At 76.2% G+C, this 17,778-nt stretch carries 12 protein-coding genes; 8 read left to right on the forward strand and 4 right to left on the reverse strand.

Annotation, left to right across the window (positions count from 1 at the left end):
- Positions 1-32 precede the first annotated feature (32 nt).
- Together ACWFNE_RS16140 and ACWFNE_RS16145 are read right to left on the reverse strand one after the other, a co-directional pair.
- Positions 33-1,355, reverse strand: coding sequence for an ATP-binding protein (locus ACWFNE_RS16140; protein ID WP_452123426.1), 1,323 nt, complete (start codon positions 1,353-1,355; stop codon positions 33-35).
- 2 nt (positions 1,356-1,357) lie between these two features.
- Positions 1,358-2,050: a response regulator transcription factor gene (locus ACWFNE_RS16145; RefSeq protein ID WP_258726381.1), complete on the reverse strand. Its 693-nt coding sequence runs from the start codon at positions 2,048-2,050 to the stop codon at positions 1,358-1,360.
- A gap of 229 nt (positions 2,051-2,279) precedes the next feature.
- Here ACWFNE_RS16145 and ACWFNE_RS16150 point away from each other — a divergent pair, with 229 nt between their 5' ends.
- From ACWFNE_RS16150 to ACWFNE_RS16170, 5 genes are all read left to right on the forward strand, one after another.
- The gene (locus tag ACWFNE_RS16150) at positions 2,280-3,740 is read left to right on the forward strand and encodes a sensor histidine kinase (RefSeq protein ID WP_452123427.1); all 1,461 of its coding nucleotides are present in this window, start codon (positions 2,280-2,282) and stop codon (positions 3,738-3,740) included.
- Positions 3,737-4,456 carry a response regulator gene (locus ACWFNE_RS16155; RefSeq protein WP_452123428.1) on the forward strand — a complete coding sequence of 240 codons (720 nt, stop codon included), beginning with the start codon at positions 3,737-3,739 and terminating at the stop codon, positions 4,454-4,456. The genes ACWFNE_RS16150 and ACWFNE_RS16155 overlap by 4 nt, the downstream gene beginning before the upstream one ends.
- Before the next feature lie 107 nt (positions 4,457-4,563).
- Positions 4,564-5,385 (forward strand): ABC transporter ATP-binding protein, encoded by an 822-nt coding sequence (locus tag ACWFNE_RS16160; RefSeq protein WP_452123429.1) that lies wholly within the window; start codon positions 4,564-4,566, stop codon positions 5,383-5,385.
- Positions 5,385-8,066 carry an ABC transporter permease gene (locus ACWFNE_RS16165; RefSeq protein ID WP_452123430.1) on the forward strand — a complete coding sequence of 894 codons (2,682 nt, stop codon included), beginning with the start codon at positions 5,385-5,387 and terminating at the stop codon, positions 8,064-8,066. The genes ACWFNE_RS16160 and ACWFNE_RS16165 overlap by 1 nt, the downstream gene beginning before the upstream one ends.
- A 97-nt stretch (positions 8,067-8,163) precedes the next feature.
- Positions 8,164-12,729, forward strand: coding sequence for an FtsK/SpoIIIE domain-containing protein (locus ACWFNE_RS16170; RefSeq protein WP_452123431.1), 4,566 nt, complete (start codon positions 8,164-8,166; stop codon positions 12,727-12,729).
- Positions 12,730-12,792: 63 nt separating this feature from the next.
- Here ACWFNE_RS16170 and ACWFNE_RS16175 read toward each other — a convergent pair whose 3' ends face one another.
- Positions 12,793-13,191: a hypothetical protein gene (locus ACWFNE_RS16175; RefSeq protein ID WP_452123432.1), complete on the reverse strand. Its 399-nt coding sequence runs from the start codon at positions 13,189-13,191 to the stop codon at positions 12,793-12,795.
- Between the two features lie 400 nt (positions 13,192-13,591).
- On the opposite strand from ACWFNE_RS16175, the gene ACWFNE_RS16180 reads away from it, so the two are divergent.
- Positions 13,592-13,840 carry a WhiB family transcriptional regulator gene (locus tag ACWFNE_RS16180; protein ID WP_034632667.1) on the forward strand — a complete coding sequence of 83 codons (249 nt, stop codon included), beginning with the start codon at positions 13,592-13,594 and terminating at the stop codon, positions 13,838-13,840.
- Between the two features lie 162 nt (positions 13,841-14,002).
- Here ACWFNE_RS16180 and ACWFNE_RS16185 read toward each other — a convergent pair whose 3' ends face one another.
- Positions 14,003-15,493, reverse strand: coding sequence for a sensor histidine kinase (locus tag ACWFNE_RS16185; protein ID WP_452123433.1), 1,491 nt, complete (start codon positions 15,491-15,493; stop codon positions 14,003-14,005).
- A gap of 102 nt (positions 15,494-15,595) precedes the next feature.
- On the opposite strand from ACWFNE_RS16185, the gene ACWFNE_RS16190 reads away from it, so the two are divergent.
- Both ACWFNE_RS16190 and ACWFNE_RS16195 read left to right on the forward strand, forming a co-directional pair.
- The gene (locus ACWFNE_RS16190; RefSeq protein WP_452123434.1) at positions 15,596-16,111 is read left to right on the forward strand and encodes a DUF2505 domain-containing protein; all 516 of its coding nucleotides are present in this window, start codon (positions 15,596-15,598) and stop codon (positions 16,109-16,111) included.
- A 305-nt stretch (positions 16,112-16,416) separates the two neighbouring features.
- Entirely contained in the window at positions 16,417-17,700 is a 1,284-nt protein-coding gene (locus tag ACWFNE_RS16195; protein ID WP_452123461.1) for an ABC transporter substrate-binding protein, read from the forward strand.
- The last annotated feature ends 78 nt before the right edge of the window (positions 17,701-17,778 follow it).

Consider the following 17,778-nt stretch of genomic DNA (forward strand, 5'->3'; position numbering starts at 1 on the left):
GCTACCGCCGGCGGCGAGCGGTCCGGAGCGCCCTACCGCCAGCGGCGGTCGGTCCGCGGCGAGATGACCGAGCCACGCGGCATGACCACGTCCGGCGCGAGCTGGGCGGGCACCCCGGAGAGGAACAGCGCGAACACCGCGGGCCGGCGCTGCGCGAGCTCGAGGCGTCCCCCGTCGGCCGAGGCGAGGTCCCGCGCGAGGGCGAGCCCGAGACCCGTTCCCTTGCCCGAGGTCACCTCACGCTCGAAGATCCGCGGCGCGAGCTCGTCGGGCACGCCGTCCCCCTCGTCCGCGACCTCGACGACGACCGCACCGGACGGCCCGCCGCTGCGCGAGCGCACCGTCGTCGTCCCGTCCCCGTGCTTGAGGGAGTTCTCGATCAGCGTCGCCACGACCTGTGCGAGCGCCCCGGGGGTCGCGAGGACCTGGACGCCGGCCCCGACCTCGACGGCGAGCCGGCGCTTCGCCGCGGCGAACGCGGGCGCCCACTCCTCCTCCTGCTGGTGCACGACGTCGAGCAGCCGCACGGCCTCGGTCGTGCCCCCCTGCGCCCGCCGCGACCGCGTGAGCAGGTCGTCGACCACGGTCACGAGCCGCTCGACCTGCTCCAGGGAGATGCGGGCCTCCTCGCGGACGGCCTCCTCCTCGGTGGCGAGCGTGATCTCCTCGAGGCGCATCGACAGCGCGGTCAGCGGCGTGCGCAGCTGGTGCGAGGCGTCGGAGGCGAACTGACGCTCGGCGGCGAGCCGGCCGGCCATGCGGTCGGCGCTGCGCGCGAGCTCGGCGGCGACGAGGTCGATCTCCTCGACGCCCGAGGGCTCGAGCTCGGGGCGCACCTGACCGGAGCCGAGCTGCTCCGCGGACGCGGCGAGGTAGACGAGCGGCGCGGCGAGCCGGTTCGCCTGCCAGATGGCCATCGCGATGCCCGCGGCGAACGCCACCACGGCGGCTGCGACGACGAGCCCGATGACGCGCATCGTCTGCCAGAACACGTCCCACCACGAGACGTAGATCGAGACCTGCACCCCGGTGTCGCTCAGGACGTGCTTGGACAGCGTGCGTCCCTCGATGAACTCCCCGGCCTGGTAGCGGGTCCCGTCGGGCGCGGTGACCAGCACGAACGCGGGAAGCTCGCCGTCGCCCCCGACGTGACGCTCGAGCATGCGCTCGCTGAACGGGATGCCCTCGTCGATGCGGAAGTCGACCTTGTCCGCGAGCTCGTCGGCGCGCTTCTGGATGGCCTGGAGCTGGGTCTCGCCGACGAGCTGAGCCCCGAGGAACGCGAGGGGGAAGCCGAGCAGGACGACCGCGACCGTGACCGCGGCGATGGTCGCCTGGAGGACGCGACGGCGCACGCCTAGCCCCGATCTGCCTCGCCGGTCTCGAACCGGAAGCCCATGCCGCGCACGGTCGTGATGTAGCGCGGCGAGTTGGCGTCGTCACCGAGCTTGCGGCGCAGCCACGACACGTGCATGTCGAGGGTCTTCGTCGAGCCCGACGGGTCCGAGCCCCAGACCTCGCGCATGAGCGTCTCGCGCGCGACGACGGTGCCCGAGGCGGCGACGAGCACCCGGAGGAGGTCGAACTCCTTCGCGGTCAGGTGCAGCTCGCGCTCACCCTGGAAGGCGCGGTGCGCGGCGACGTCGACGCGCACGTTCTGCGCGTGCAGCTCGTCCTCGTCCGCCGGGTCGCCCACGGTGCGCCGCAGGAGCGCCCGGACGCGTGCGAGGAGCTCGGCGAGACGGAACGGCTTCGTCACGTAGTCGTCGGCGCCCGCGTCGAGCCCGACGACGAGGTCGACCTCGTCGGCGCGCGCCGTCAGGACGAGGACCGGGGTCGTGAGCCCGAGGTTGCGGATCGCGCGCGCGACGTCGAGACCGTCCATGTCGGGCAGCCCGAGGTCGAGCACGACGAGGTCGGCCGCTGCCGCGCCGTCGATGGCTCCTTGACCCGTGCCTTGCACGTGGACGTCATAACCCTCACGCCCGAGCGCGCGAGCCAAAGGCTCGGCAATCGCAGGGTCGTCCTCCGCCAGCAGCACGTGAGTCATTGGCCCATGCTAGGTCACGACCGCGCGATGTCCGGAGGACTTCCGCGGACGACGTGCTCCGCGGGCGACGTGACGTCCTGACCTGCGGCCCCGGCCGTCGCACGCGCCCCGGCCGGCTTCCCCCCAGTCCCGGCAGGCGGTCCGGTCCCCCCGCGGGCGGACGGCACGGCGACGGCCCGTCCACCCCCGGGTGCACGACGACGCGGTGCTCGGTGCCTACGCTCGTCCGGTGGGCTGGTGGGAGCGAGCGATCCGGTGGGAGGACACCCATCGGCTCGCCGTCGACGCCGCAGGCACCGGGCTCCTCGCGCTCGTCGCCGTCCCGGTCACCGCCGTCGTGGGCACCGTGTACGAGTCCGGCTACCAGAGCGCCGGGGTCCCGCTCATCGCGCTGGCGCTGATCGCACCGCTCGCGTGGCGCCGCGCCCAGCCCGTCGCCTCGGTCGCGACCGTCTACACGATCGCACTCATCCACCTCACCGGCGGCTACGGCCCGCTGCTGCCGGCCGACGTCGCGGTGCTGCTCGCGCTGTACTCCGTCACGGTGCACGGGCCCCGCTGGGCCCACCGCGTCGCGGTCGCCGGCGCGATCGTCGGGTCGCTCGTGCTGGGCCTCACGCTCGCCTGGGCGAACGACCCGTTCGCGGGCGTGTTCGCGTGGATGTTCGGCTCCGCGATCTCGCTCGCAGTCTGGGCGTTCGGCCTCGTGCGCCGGTCGCGCCGCGAGGCGATGGACGCGCTCGTCGACCGTGCGCGCCGGCTCGAGATCGAGCGCGACCAGCAGCACCAGATCGCGACGGCGGCGGAGCGGTCCCGCATCGCGCGCGAGATGCACGACATCGTCGCCCACTCCCTCAGCGTGATCATCGCCCAGGCCGACGGGGGCCGGTACGCCGCCGGGGCCGATCCCGCCGCGGCGGCACGCTCGCTCGGCACGATCGCCGAGACCGGGCGCGCCGCGCTCGGCGACATGCGGCGGCTGCTCGGCGTGCTGCGCACCGACGAGCCCGCCCAGCCCGGCGGCGCCGCGCCCGCGGTGAGCGGCATCTCGACCGGACCGGGCGGCGCGGGAGGCGGTGCCGCCTACTCCCCGCAGCCCGCCGAGCAGGACCTCGAGGCCCTCGTCGAGCAGGTGCGCGCGAGCGGGCTGCGCGTCTCGCTCGTGCGCATGGGCACGGCCCGCCGCCTGCCGCCCGGCGCCGGACTCACGGCCTACCGGATCTGCCAGGAGGCGCTCACCAACATCCTCAAGCACGCCGGGCCCGACCCGACCGTGACGGTCGTCGTGCAGTGGCTCGACGCGTCGCTCGTGCTCGAGGTGGGCGACGACGGGCGCGGCGCCGCCGCCGAGTCCGACGGGCTCGGCCAGGGCCTGCTCGGGATGCGGGAGCGTGCGGCGATGTTCGGCGGCTCGGTCACGGCCGGTCCGCGGCCCGGCGGCGGGTTCCGCGTGCGGGCGCAGATCCCGCTGCCGCCCGTCGGCGGCGACCGCGCCCCCGCACCCGGCGCCCTCGCCGTACCCGGCGGCCGCCCCACGCCCGGCGTCCTCGCCGCACCCACGACGGGTGCGGGGTCGACGGCCTCGCCCGCACCTGTGCTCGCGCCCGCGCCCCCACGTCCGCCCGTAGCAGGACCGCCACCGACCGCACCTCAGGGAGCCCCCGACATGACCACCCCGAAGCCGCTGTGAGCGGCACCGTCCGCGTCGCGCTCGTCGACGACCAGCAGCTCGTGCGGGCCGGGTTCCGCATGGTGATCGACTCCCAGCCCGACCTCGAGGTCGTCCTCGAGGCCGGCGACGGCGCGCAGATCGTCCGGGCGCTCGCCCCCGACGCGGCGTCCCGGAGCGTCGTCGGGCAGGTCGACGTCGTGCTCATGGACGTGCGCATGCCCACGATGGACGGCCTCGCGGCCACCGCGGCGATCACCGCTGCCGCGACCCCCGGCGAGCCCGCCCCGCGCATCATCGTGCTCACGACGTTCGACCTCGACGAGTACGTGCTCGCCGCGATCCGCGCCGGCGCGAGCGGCTTCCTGCTCAAGGACGCGCCGCCCGAGGAGATGCTCGACGCGATCCGCACGGTGCACGCCGGTGACGCGGTCATCGCGCCGTCGAGCACCCGCCGGCTCATCGAGCACCTCGTCACCGTGCTCCCCGCGGAGCAGCACGCCGGTGAGTCCGGGCCGGCGCACGCGGCCGTCGCCGACCTCACGGAGCGCGAGCGCGAGGTTCTCGTGCACATGGCCCGGGGACGGTCCAACACCGAGATCGGCCAGGACCTGTTCGTCGCGGAGGCCACCGTCAAGACGCACGTCGGGCGCATCCTCGCCAAGCTCGGCGCGCGCGACCGCGTCCAGGCCGTCGTCGTCGCCTACGAGACGGGCCTCGTGCGACCCGGCGCGTGAGCCGTCCCCCCACGGGATGACCGCCGGACCAGCCCACGGCCCGACGCGCACCGCGCGCCGCGCTCCGTAGCGTCGGGACCACCACCCCGATCACCCCTGGAGCATCCGTGGACACGACCGTCTACCGCCCTGCCGGCCCCGAGCCGCACGTCGCCTCCCGCGCGCGCGGCCTCACCAAGGTGTACGGCAGCGGGGCCTCCGCGGTGCACGCGCTCGCCGGTGTCGACGTAGACTTCGCGGCCGGGGAGTTCACCGCGATCATGGGCCCCTCGGGCTCGGGCAAGTCGACGCTCATGCACCTCCTCGCGGGTCTCGACTCGGCGACCTCGGGCACGGTGCACCTCGGTGACACCGACGTCACGACGCTCGACGACGACGCCCTCACGCGGCTGCGTCGCGACCGCGTCGGGTTCGTCTTCCAGTCGTTCAACCTGCTGCCGATGTTCACCGCGGCGCAGAACATCACGCTGCCGCTCGACCTCGCGGGAGCAGCGGTCGACCCGGCGTGGCTCGACACCCTCGTCGGGACGCTCGGCCTGCGCGACCGCCTCGCGCACCGCCCCGCCGAGCTGTCCGGCGGTCAGCAGCAGCGTGTCGCGATCGCCCGCGCGCTCGTCGCCCGGCCCGAGGTCGTGTTCGCCGACGAGCCCACCGGGAACCTCGACTCGCGCTCCGGCGCCGAGGTGCTCAGCTTCCTGCGGCGCTCGGTGCGCGAGCTGGGCCGCACGGTCATCATGGTCACGCACGACCCGACCGCCGCGGCCTACGCCGACCGCGTCGTGCTCCTCGCCGACGGGCGGATCGCCGGCGACATCGTCGAACCGACGCCCGACGCGGTGCTCGCGGGCCTCGACGCGCTGCGCCGGCTCGAGGTCCCCGCGGGCGAGCCCCTCACGGCGACCGGCAGCATCCCGGCGGTGCGCGCCTGATGCTGCGTCTCACCCTGGCCCAGATGCGGCGCAGCCTCGGGCGCCTCGCGTCCGGCGGCATCGCGATCGCCATCGGGACCGCGTTCGTCGCCGCGACGCTCCTCGCGGGCGGCGTCATGACCCGCACGAGCTACGACTCCGTCGCCGCCGCGCTCGCGGACGCCGACCTCACGGTCGACGGCATGGTGACGGCCGGGGACCTCGCCGCGTTGCGCGCGCTGCCGGGCGTGGACGCCGTCCAGCCCGACGTGCGGGGCTGGCTGGAGGTCCGGGCGGGCGGCGGCAAGCGGGCCTCGCTCCTGGCGCTGCCCCGCGCGTCGGACCCGCGCCTCGACCCGCTCGAGCTGGTCGACGGCCGGCTCCCGGACGAGCCGGGCGAGATCGCGCTGCCCTCCGCGACCGCCGAGCGGATCGGTGTGCGACCCGGCGACGACGTCGTGACGAGCCGGGTGCGCTGGGTCCCCGCGGGCCCCGCGGGCCCCGCGGACCCGGCGGCCTCACCCGGGCCGACCGCGGGGCCGTCACCGGCCTCGAAGCGGGACCCGGACCCGGGCGAGACCGCCGCCGACGGCTCCTACGAGTCGGAGGACTACACGCTCGAGGTCACCGGGCTCGTCGACGACCCGCGCGGCGCGTACCTCGCGATGGGCGGCGCGGCGGTGCTGCCCCTCGACGACGTCCTGGCCGTCGCGGGCGCCGCGTCGCTCGACGACCTCGCTCCGTCCGGTGCGCTGCTCGCCCTGGCCCCCGGCACGAGCACCGCCCGCACCACGACGCTGATCGGCGAGGCCGTCGACGACGTCACGGTCCTCACGCCCGACGAGGCCGCGGTCCGGGCGCTCGGGCGCGTCACGCAGGGCACGGACGTCTTCACCGGTCTCGTGCTGGGATTCGCGTCGATCGCGCTCGTCGTCGCCGCCCTCGTCATCGCGAACACCTTCCAGGTGCTCGTCGCCCAGCGGACCCGCACGCTCGCGCTCCTGCGGTGCGTCGGGGCGGTGCGCGGCCAGGTGCGCCGCTCGGTGCTCACCGAGGCGGCGATCCTGGGCAGCATGGCGTCGTTCGCGGGGCTCGTGACGGGCACCGTGCTCGCGCAGGTCGCGCTGCTCGTGCTGCAGCGCGTCGACCTCGACGTGCCGCTGCCGGGGACCGTGACGATCACGCCGTGGGTCGTTCTCGTGCCGCTCGCCGTCGGGACGACGGTCACCGTGCTCGCCGCGCTGCTCCCCGCGCGGGCCGCGACCCGCGTCGCCCCCGTCGCGGCCCTGCGGCCCGCCGAGCTCACCGAGGTCGGCGGGCGCGGGGGCCGGGCCCGGCTCGCGATCAGCCTGCTGCTCACGGCCGGCGGCTTCGTCGCCCTCGCCGGGGGCGTGACACTCGGCATCGTCGCGAGTCCCATGGTCGGTCTCGCGCTCGGTGTCCTCGGGGGCGCCGCGTCGTTCGTGGGAATCCTGCTGGGCGCCGTGTACTGGGTGCCCGGCGTCGTCGGTCTCGTCGGGCGCACGTTCGCGGGCAACGGCCCGACCGCGCGCCTCGCGACCGCCAACACGCTGCGCAACCCCCGCCGCACGGCGGCGACCAGCACCGCGCTGCTCATCGGCGTGACGCTCGTCGCGCTCATGAGCACCGGGGCCGCGAGCGCCCGCGTCACGCTCGACCGGGAGCTCGACGAACGGTTCCCGGTCGACGTGCAGGTCACCGCGTTCGACGACGGCACGGGCGAGCGGCCGGCGATCGCGCCCGCCGCGGTCTCGACCCTCGCGGACGCCGACGGGGTCGCCGGCACCGCGACGCTCGCGTCGACGCTCGGCACGATCGAGCCGGCGGGGAGCACCGAGGAGACACCCACGGACGTCTACGCCGTGACCCCGGCCGTCGCCCGGTCGCTGATGCGCGGCGGGGAGGTGCTCGCGAGCCGGCTGGAGCCCGGGACCGTCGTCCTGGGCACGGACTTCGCCGAGACGCTCGGCGTCGTCGAGGGCGACGTCGTCGACGTCGTGGCGCGCACGTCCTGGGAGGACGGGACACCGCCGACCGGCGGCCGGGAGCTGGGTCTGCGCGTCGCGGTCGTCGACCTGGGGGGCGAGACCTCCTACGTGACGCCGGAGGTGCTCGACGGGCTGTCCCCCGACGCCGCCGTGACACGGGTGTGGGTCCGCCTCGACGACGTCAAGGACGCCGGGGACGTGGTGCCGGCGCTGTCCGACGCGCTCGCCGACGAGTCCGTCGAGGTCAACGGCTCGGCCCTCGAGCGGGCGGGCAACCAGCGGCTCATCGACACGCTCCTCGCGATCGTGGTCGGGCTGCTGGGCGTCGCGGTGCTCATCGCGCTCGTCGGGGTCGCGAACACGCTGTCGCTGTCGGTGCTCGAGCGGCGCCGTGAGTCGGCGACGCTGCGCGCGATCGGGCTGTCGCGGCGACGGCTGCGGTGGATGCTCGCGATCGAGGGTGCGCTCATCGCGGGCGTGGGTGCCCTCCTGGGCGTCGTCCTGGGCGTGCTGTACGGCTGGGCAGGCTCGGCGACGCTCCTCGGGGCGATGGGGGACGTCGTGCTGGCGGTCACGTGGTGGCACCTCGTGCTGGTCCTCGTGGTCGCGCTCGCCGCGGGCATGCTCGCGTCGGTCCTGCCCGGGCGGGCAGCCGCCCGCACGTCCCCCGTCGCGGCGCTCGGCGTGGACTGAGCGCTCGCCCGACCGGTGGGCCTGTGGACGCCGGGGTCCTCCCCCGATGTCCACGGGCCTGCCGTCACGCCGGACGGGATGCACGACCGTGGTCGCCGTGCGACTCCTCCTGCAGCCCACCGGCTCCGCGCCGGCCACCGAGGTCGACGTCCCGCCCGGGACCCGCGCGGAGGACGTCCGCACCGCTCTCGGCCGCCTCACGGGCGACCCCCGGTGGTCGGCGCCCGGGGCGCGCCTCGCGGCGGGCGCGGTCGCGGTCGACGACGCGCACCCGTGCGGGCGGTACCCGCTCCTGGCGGGCGCCGAGCTCCGGCTCAGCCGCGGGCCCACCCCGCCGGAGGAGGCCGCGCTGCACGCCCGCTTCCACGTCGCCGTGGTCGCGGGACCGGACTGCGGCGCCCTCGCCCGGGTCGCACCCGTGCTGGTCGTCGGGCGCGGTGCGGGCCCGGCGGGCAGCGCGCACCTGCGCGTCGAGGACCCGACGGTCTCGCGCGAGCACCTCCGGCTGACGGCACGACGTCGGCACGTCCTCGTCCGCGACCTGCGGACGAGCAACGGGACCCTCGTGGCACGCGCGGACCGCCGTGGTGTGCCGCGGGAACCGGCGGGCGGCGGCCCGGGGCCTCGGCGGACGCGGGCACGTCGGCTGCGCGGGGGCACGGCACGGCTGCGGACGGGCGACCGGCTGCACGTGGGGTCGACCGTCCTCGAGGTTCGCGGACCGCGCCGTCGCCGGGACCGGGCGGTCGCTCCCGGTGACGCGACCGGCACGGGCCCGAGCGCGTGGCTCTGGCTCGGGCCCGCCGTCGGCTCCGCCGCGCTCGCCGTGAGCACCGGGAACCCGGTCCTGCTCGTCGGTGCGCTGCTCGGGCCCGTCATGATGCTCGCGCACGCCGGCCGGGCGCGGGCGAGCCGGCGCCGCGCGCGGCAGCTGGGCCAGGCGCGAGGGCTCCCCGGTCGCGGGACGGGCTCGGGACGACCGACCGGTGGAGCGCGGCCCGGGGACGCGGACGACGCCCCGCTCGCACCCGCCGACCTGGCCGCGGCCACGGTGCTCGCCACGGTCCCCGGAGCTCCCCCGACCACCACCCCCGCCGCGGACGGGCCTCTGCGCCGGCTCGGGTACGCCGCCGTGGGCGCGCAGGGCCTCACGCTCGCCGTGACCGGTCGGCGGCACCTCGCACTGGGCGCCGCACGCGCGCTCGCCCTGGGCCTCGTGGGACCCGCCGGCGGCGGCGCGCTCGTGCTCCGGTGCGACGACGACCGCCGCGCGGACTGGCGCTGGGCGCGGTGGCTCGCCGAGTCGCCGACGCCGTCGCACGGGCACGGGCACGGGCACGGGCACGGGCACGGGCACGGGCACGGGCACGGGCACGGGCACGGGCACGGGCACGGGCCGATGCTCCCCGGTGCCGCCGCGCCGGTACACCGCGTCGCCCGGGTCGTCGTGGTCGACGGGCCTGCCGCCCTCGCGCGGACCCGTGCGGACCACGGCGGCCCCGGGACCTCGCTGGTCCTCGTGGCCGACGGCCCCGGGTCGGTGCCGGCGTGGTGCCCGTCGGTGCTCGAGGTCGCGGCCGACGGGTCGACCGTGCGGGTCGGTGGGAGCCGTCGCCCGCTCCCCCTGCACGCCGTCACCGCGGCCTGGGCCGAGGCGCTCGCCCGCAGGGTCGCCGGCGCACGTGCGGGTGGCCCGCTCGCCGGTGTCTCCTCCACCGGTGTCCCGGCCGCCGGAGAACTAGTCCCGGTCACCCCGCAGGTCGCCGCGCCCGACGAGGCCGGGCGCACCGGGCGCACCGGGCGCACCGGGCGCACCGGGCGCACCGGGCGCGCCGGGCGCACCGACGATCCCCTGCCTCCGACGGTCGCGCTCGGCGAGCTCGACGGTGTCCCACCGCCCGACGCCGCGGCCGTCGCGGCGCGCTGGGCCGAGGCCCCCGCGCCCGGGCTGCGCGCCGCGCTGGGGGCGGACCACGCCGGCGCCGTGCACGTCGACCTCGTCGCCGACGGGCCGCACGCCCTCGTCGCCGGCACGACCGGCGCGGGCAAGTCCGGCTTGCTCCGCACCCTCGTCCTCGCCCTGGCACTGGCCCACCCCCCGGAGCGGCTCGCCGTCGCCCTCGTCGACTACAAGGGCGGCGCGAGCTTCGGCCCGGTCGCGCGGCTCCCCCACGTGGTGGGCCAGGTGACCGACCTCGACGGCGCCCTCGCCGAGCGGGCCCTCGCGGGGCTGCGCGCCGAGCTGCACCGACGCGAGCGGCTGCTCGCGGAGGCGGGGGTCACGGACGTCGACGAGCTCGCGGCGGAGCACCAGGCCGGACGGACGCCCGTCCGGCCACTGCCGCGCCTGCTCGTCGTGGTCGACGAGTTCCGGGCGCTCGCCGACGAGGTACCGACCTTCGTGCCGGGGCTGCTGCGGGTCGCCGCCCAGGGGCGCGCGCTCGGCATGCACCTCGTCCTGGCGACGCAGCGGCCCGCCGGCGCGATCGGCCCGGACCTCCGCGCAAACATCGCGCTCCGGATCGCCCTGCGCGTCGCCGACGGCGCCGAGTCCACGGACGTCCTCGGCGTGGCCGACGCCGCGGGGCTCCCCGTCGACCGGCCGGGGCGGGCCGTGCTGCGCCGCGGCAACCGCGCGCCCGAGCAGCTCCAGGTCGCCCTGCCGCACGGCCGCCGGCGGCGGGACGGCGTCCGGCTCGCCGCGCCCTGGCTGACCGCCTCGTCGGCGTGGGTGCCCGCGGGTCCCGACGTCGCGCGCGACGACGAGGGCCTCGACCGGTACGTCGAGACGATCCGGGCCGCGGCAGAGGGCCGGCCGGCCCCCGTCTCCCCGTGGCTTTCCGCGCTGCCCGAGCACGTCACCCGCGGCGGGGTCCACGCGCACCTCGTCGGTGCCGGGAACCTTCCCGCGGGCGGCGACGTGGTGCTCGGGCTCGGCGACGTCCCCGCGGAGCAACGACGCTCGCTCGTCACCTGGCGCCCGGCCGACGGTCACCTGCTCGTCCGCGGCGGGCCCGGCTCCGGCCGGACGACCGCGTTGCGCACGGCCGTCCACGGAGCGCTCGAGCTGGGCTGGGACGTGCACGCGGTCGGCTTCCCGCCCGACGCGCCGCCTGCGCCCGCCGCGCTGCTGGGCACGGTGGTCGGAACCGACGACCCGCGCCGGCTGGCCCGGCTCGTGCGGCTGCTCGCCGGGCGCCGGGCGGGCCCCGGCACCGTCGACCCGGGGTCCGGATCTCACCGCCGGCCGCAGCTCCTGGTGGTCGACGCCCTCGAGCCGGCCGTCGCGGCGCTCGAGCGCGTCGCCCGGGGCGCAGCGGGCGAGCTGTTCGTGGATCTCCTGCGCGACGGCCGCGCACGAGGCGTCGCCGTCGCCGCGGGCTGCGGCTCGGGGAGCGGTCTTGCCCCGCTCGTGGGTCACTTCGGCAGCAGGCTCGTCCTCGGGCCGGCGGACCCGGTGACGGACGTGCTGGCCGGGGTCCCGACCGGGCTCGCCGGTGGGCGGCGCCCGCCGGGCCGCGCGGTCCACGTCGACGGCGGGGGCGCGGTGCTGTGCCAGGTCGCCGTCGCGGAGGGCATGCCGGACGCGTCCGCCGGTGCCGCGCCGCCCGACGTGCTGCGGCTGGCCCCGGTGCCGACGCACGTCACGCTCCCTCCACCGGTGCACCCAGGTCCGCCTGGACGGCCCGACCCGCTCGTGCCGCCCGTCCCCTCGACGCCACTGGACCGGCCGGTGTCGCCGGGCCAGCAGTCGCTCGTCGACCCCACGGTGCCGCCGACGCCGATCCAGCCCCCGGCACCGCTCGACCCCCCGACGCCCGCCGACCCCGCGGCGCCGCTGACGCCCCTCCACCCCCCGGCACCGATCGACCCGCCGACGCCCGTCCGCCCCGCGGTGCCGATCGACCCGCCGGCGCCCCCCGGCCCGCGGGCACGCCCCAGCACGTCGGCCGCCCCTGGCCGGCCCCCGGCCCGAGCGGTGCCCGTGGGCCGCGGCGGCGACGCGGCCGAGGTCCTCGCGCTCGACCTGCGCCGGGGCGCGCTCGTCGTGGGACCGCCCGGCTCCGGGCGCACGACCGCGCTGTCCGTCGTGGCGGCGGCCCTGGTCCGCGCAGGACGCGACGTCGCGGTTCTCGCCGACGACGCCCCCCTCGCCGAGCTGCCGGGTGCGCGCTGGTCGGCGGGGAGCCGCGAGCTCAGCGACCTCCTCGGGCACCTCGAGGGTGCGACAGGCCCGGTCGACGTCGTGGTCGACGACCTCGACGCGCTCGAGCAGTCGGTGCCGCACCTCGTCGAGCGCCTCGCCGCCTGGCTCGAACGCGCAGGCGACGGCCGCCGCGCTCCAGGCACGGGCACGTCGGGCACGGGCACGTCGAGGACGGGCACGTCGGGCACCGGCTCGCCGGGTTCGCGGCTCGTCGCGTCGAGCTCGACCGCCCGCGCGGCGACCGCGTACCGTCCGCCGCTCGCCGCGCTCCGCCACGGCCGCTCGGGCATCGTGCTGCAGCCGCACGAGCCCGGGTCCGGCGACGCGCTCGGGACGGCGGTCGAGTGGGCGCTCGACCCGGCGCACCCGCACCTGCCCGGCCGCGGCGTGCTGGTCACCGGTCGCGACGCCGTGCCGCTCCAGGTCGCGCTGCCTCCGCCGGTCGGCCGCGGGTGAGCCCCGCACGATCCGTCCCGACGCCCCGGCCGTGCACCGGACCCGCCGCTCGGGAGCCCGGGCTCAGGTCGCGGGCGGCGGTGTGCGCGGCGTGGTCGTCGCCGCGACGACCGCGGGCAGCAGGAGACCGACGCCGACGACGAGCGCCACGAGCACCACCCCGGCGGCCCACGGGCTCGGCTCCGCGGAGAACCAGCCGACCGCCATGACGAGCAGCAGCAGCTGCCAGGTCAGCACGGGCGAGCGTGCCCAGCGCCGGCCGCCCGCGAGGGCCCGGGCGGCGAGCACCAGCACGCCGGCGACCGCCAGCAGGAAGACGGCGAGGAACGCGGTCGGGCCGGGGAGCTCCGCGCCACGCACCAGGTCGACCACGAACGCTGCCGCGAGCCCGGCGAGCGCCGCGGCCTCGACGAGGACCAGGAGGCAGACGACGACGAGGGCGCGGGGGCGGCGGGCGTGCATGTCCCGACCCTAGGCGAGCACGTCGACGGCACCGCTCCCCCGTCGGCTCCGCGACCGGTCGGGAACGGGCCCTCGAGCACCTCGGCGCCGGACGTCGAGGTGCCGCGCGTCTTGCGGCTCGAGGCGGTTAGCGCGCAGACGGCGGAACAGGGTACGGTGACGATCCTCGGCACAGGGCTCACACAGGTGTGATGAAGACCTCAGCGTTCACGCGGAGGAAACCGCCGCGTAACTCTTGTGCGCGCTCAGCGCAGGTGTGAGGCTGGTCAACAGCAGTTCACACCCCCATCCGAAGTGCAGGGCCCAGTTCGCCGCATCCTCCAGCGGCCTGGTCGCGCCCTGCCTGCTGAGCCCGCTTCCCTCGCACGGGAACGGGCTTGCCCTCTGCCGAGGAGATGTCATGGATTGGCGCCACCGCGCAGCGTGCCTGGACGAGGACCCGGAGCTCTTCTTCCCCATCGGGAACACCGGGCCTGCGCTGCTGCAGATCGACGAGGCGAAGGCCGTGTGCCGCCGCTGCGACGTCGTGGACACGTGCCTGAAGTGGGCGCTCGAGTCCGGTCAGGACGCGGGCGTCTGGGGCGGGCTCTCGGAGGACGAGCGCCGCGCCCTCAAGCGCCGCACCGCGCGCCAGCGTCGCGCCAGCTGACGCACCCCACCGCACGCACTCAGCCGTCGGAGCCCTCGGGCGCCGGCGGCTGAGTCGCGCCCGGGGTGCCGTCACGGGCCTCCGTCGGCGCCTGAGTCGCGTCCGGACGAGCGCGCGCCGGACCGGCACGGCCGCGGTCGCAGCCGTCGCAGGCGCTCGCGGTCAGTGCCGGATCGACCCGGTCTCGCGGTTGGGCGTCCGCAGCACGACGGCGAGCACGACCTCGGTGCCGCCGCCCTCGCGCGCGCCCCACGTGATCGATCCGCGCAGCTCGTTGGTCACGAGCGTCGAGACGATCTGCGTCCCGAGCCCCGTCCCGGCGCCGGCCTTCTCGGGGAGCCCGACACCGTCGTCGGCGACCGTGATCCCGAGCGCGTCGCCCTCCCGGACGGCGGTGATCTCGACGGTGCCGCCCACTCCGCCGGCGAGCCCGTGCTCGACCGCGTTCGTCACGAGCTCGGTCAACACGAGCGCGAGCGCGGTGGCGTCCTCGGCGGGCACGAGCCCGAACACGCCCTGCACCACGGTCCGCACGTGGCCGCCGGCCGACGCCACGTCCGCCGCGAGGCGCAGGCTCCGCCCGACGAGGTCGTCGAACGGCACCGCCTCGTCGAGCGTCTGCGACAGGGTCTCGTGGACGAGCGCGATCGTCGCGACGCGCCGCATCGCCTCGTCGAGCGCGTCCTTCGCCTCGGGGTTGCTCATCCGGCGGGACTGCAGCCGGAGCAGGGCCGCGACGGTCTGCAGGTTGTTCTTGACCCGGTGGTGGATCTCCCGGATGGTCGCGTCCTTGGTGATGAGCTCGCGCTCGCGGCGGCGCAGCTCCGAGACGTCGCGGCACAGCAGCACCGCGCCGAGCCGCTGGCCGTGCTCGGTGAGCGGGACGGCGCGCAGCGAGAGCGCCACGCCGCGCGCCTCGATGTCGGTGCGCCAGGGCGCGCGCCCCATCACGACGAGCGGCATGGACTCGTCGACGGTCGCCTTCTGCTCGATCAGGTCGGTCGTGACCTCCACGAGCGAGCGGCCGACGAGGTCGCCGAGCGCACCGAGGCGGTGGAAGCAGCTGAGCGCGTTGGGGCTCGCGTACAGCACCTCGCCCTCCGAGTTCAGCCGGATCAGCCCGTCGCCCACGCGGGGTGCCCCCCGGCGCGGACCGGTGGGGGCGTTCGCCGCGGGGAACTCCCCGCGCGAGATCATGCCCATGAGGTCGTCGGCGGCCTCGACGTAGTTGAGCTCGAGCCGGCTCGGCGTGCGCGCACCGCCGAGGTTCGTCTGCCGGGCGACGACGGCGATCGCGCGACCCTGGCGCACGACGGGCACCGCCTCCTCGCGCACCGCGTACGAGCCGAACCAGCGCGGCTCGCGCGAGCGCTGGGCCCGGACCTCCGTGAGCGACTTCTGCAGCTGCGGCCGCTGCCCCTCGGGCGGGCGCGACCCGACGACGTCGTCGTAGTGCACGGTCGCGCCGGTGCTCGGGCGGCACTGGGCGATGGCGACGAAGTCCCCGTCGTCGGCGGGGAGCCAGAGCACGAGGTCGGCGAACGCGAGGTCGGAGATCACCTGCCAGTCGCCGACGAGCAGGTGGAGCCACTCGAGGTCGGCGGCGTCGAGGGAGGACGCGTGGCGCGTGGCGAGCTCGCTCAGGGTGGACACCGGACCAGCGTAGGCGCGCGTCCGGGCAGCGCGGCTCGCGCACGGCGCCGTGCCCGGCGGATAAACTCGCGGCACCAGCCCTGCAGGGAAGGACCCAGCGCCGTGCACCTCCATGTCCCGCTCGACCTCGCCGGCACGCCCGAGGCGGTCGCCGCGATGCTCGCCGACCCGGCGTACGTGCACGCGAAGGTGCGGGCCTCCGGGGCGCTGGACCAGCAGGTCGACGTCGTCGCCGGCGAGGGCGGTGCGTTCACGGTGACGACGCGCCGCTCGCTGCCGACCGACCAGATCCCGGCGAACGTGCGCGGCTTCGTCGGCTCGCGGCTCGACGTGCGTCAGGTCGAGGCGTGGGAGGGACCGGCTCCCGACGGGTCGCGCCGCGGGACCGTGGTCGTCGAGATCACGGGTGCTCCGGTCCGGCTCACGGGCACGTCGTCGCTGACGCCGTCGGGCGACCGGACGACCCTCACCTACGAGGGCGAGGTCAAGGCCGCGATCCCCCTGTTCGCCGCCGCGGTCGAGCAGGCCGCCGGTGGCGCGATCCGGAGCGCGCTGGGCGCGGAGTCGGCCGTCGCGGGCCGCTGGCTCGAAGATCACGGATCGGGTGTCCAGCCGTAACAATTCGGTAACACCTAACGTGTCCACAACGCTGTGACCTGCACGAACACAGGTGTGGGATCGCTACCACGGAGATGTCCAGGCTCTCATCCTTGACACCCGACCAGGCTGAGGACAGAGTTCACCGCAGCGCGTGGGAACGCTCCCGCAAGTTCCACGGGAATGTCCCCACGTGAGGGTCCACACGGCCCACGTGACCGGTCGTCCGCGCGCCCCCTGCGGCGGTGCGTCCGTCGCGTCCACGGGTACGGCGAGGACGCCGTCCGACTGACAAGGGAGTCACAGTGCGCAAGACCACACGCAAGATGTGGGCCGTCGCGGCCGGGGTGACGGGCGTTGCCCTCCTCGCCACCGCGTGCGGCTCGGCCGACTCGGGGTCGACCGACGACGCCAGCGGTGACGAGAAGATCACGCTGACGGTCGCCACGTTCAACGAGTTCGGCTACGACGACCTGTTCGCCGAGTACGAGGCCGCGAACCCGAACGTCACCGTCGAGCACAAGAAGGCCGCCACCTCGAACGAGGCGCGCGACAACCTCAACACGCGTCTCGCCGCGGGCTCCGGCCTGTCGGACATCGAGGCCATCGAGGTCGACTGGCTCCCCGAGCTCCTCCAGTACTCCGACAAGTTCGTCGACCTCACGTCGGACGACGTCGAGGGCCGCTGGCTCGACTTCAAGGTCGCCCAGGCCACGGCCGAGGACGGCCGCCTCATCGGCTACGGCACCGACATCGGCCCCGAGGTCATCGCGTACCGCAGCGACCTCTTCGCCGCGGCGGGCCTGCCCACCGAGCGCGAGGCCGTCGCCGAGCTCTTCGGTGGCGACAGCGCCACGTGGGACAAGTACTTCGAGGTCGGCAAGCAGTTCACCGCTGCCGGCACGGGCGTGCCCTTCTTCGACACGAGCCAGGCCATCTACCAGGGCATGGTCAACCAGATGGAGGCCGCGTACGAGGACCCCGAGAGCGGCGAGATCGTCGCGCTCGAGAACCCCGACGTGAAGGACGCCTACGACGCGGTCGTCCAGGCCAGCGCCGACGGCCTCTCGGCCGGCAAGTCGCAGTGGAGCGAGGACTGGACCGCGTCGTTCCAGAACAACGGCTTCGCGACGATGCTGGCGCCGGGCTGGATGCTCGGTGTCATCGAGGGCAACGCCGACGGCGTCACCGGCTGGGACATCGCTCCCGTCTTCCCCGGCGGCGGCGGCAACTGGGGTGGCTCGTTCCTCACGGTCCCCGCGCAGGGTGCGCACCCGGAGGAGGCCAAGGCGCTCGCCGCCTGGCTGACGGCCCCCGAGCAGCAGATCAAGGCGTTCAAGGCGAAGGGCACGTTCCCGAGCCAGGTCGAGGCCCTCGAGAGCCAGGACCTGCTGACGGTCACGAACCCGTTCTTCAACGAGGCGCCGACCGGCCAGATCCTGGCTGACGCCGCGAAGGCCATCAACCCGGTCCCGCCGTTCAAGGGCCCGCAGTACTTCGCGATCAACGACGCCATGTCGCAGGCCATCGGCCGCGTCGACGTCGACAAGACGGACGACCCCGCCTCGTCGTGGGCGAAGTTCGAAGAGGCCGTCTCGGCTCTCGGCTGAGTCAACCGGGGCCGGGTCGACGGACACCACCGTCGACCCGGCCCCGTCCCACGCTCGCTGACCGCACCCGCCCCGAAG

It is taken from the genome of Cellulomonas sp. NPDC055163 (assembly GCF_053607065.1).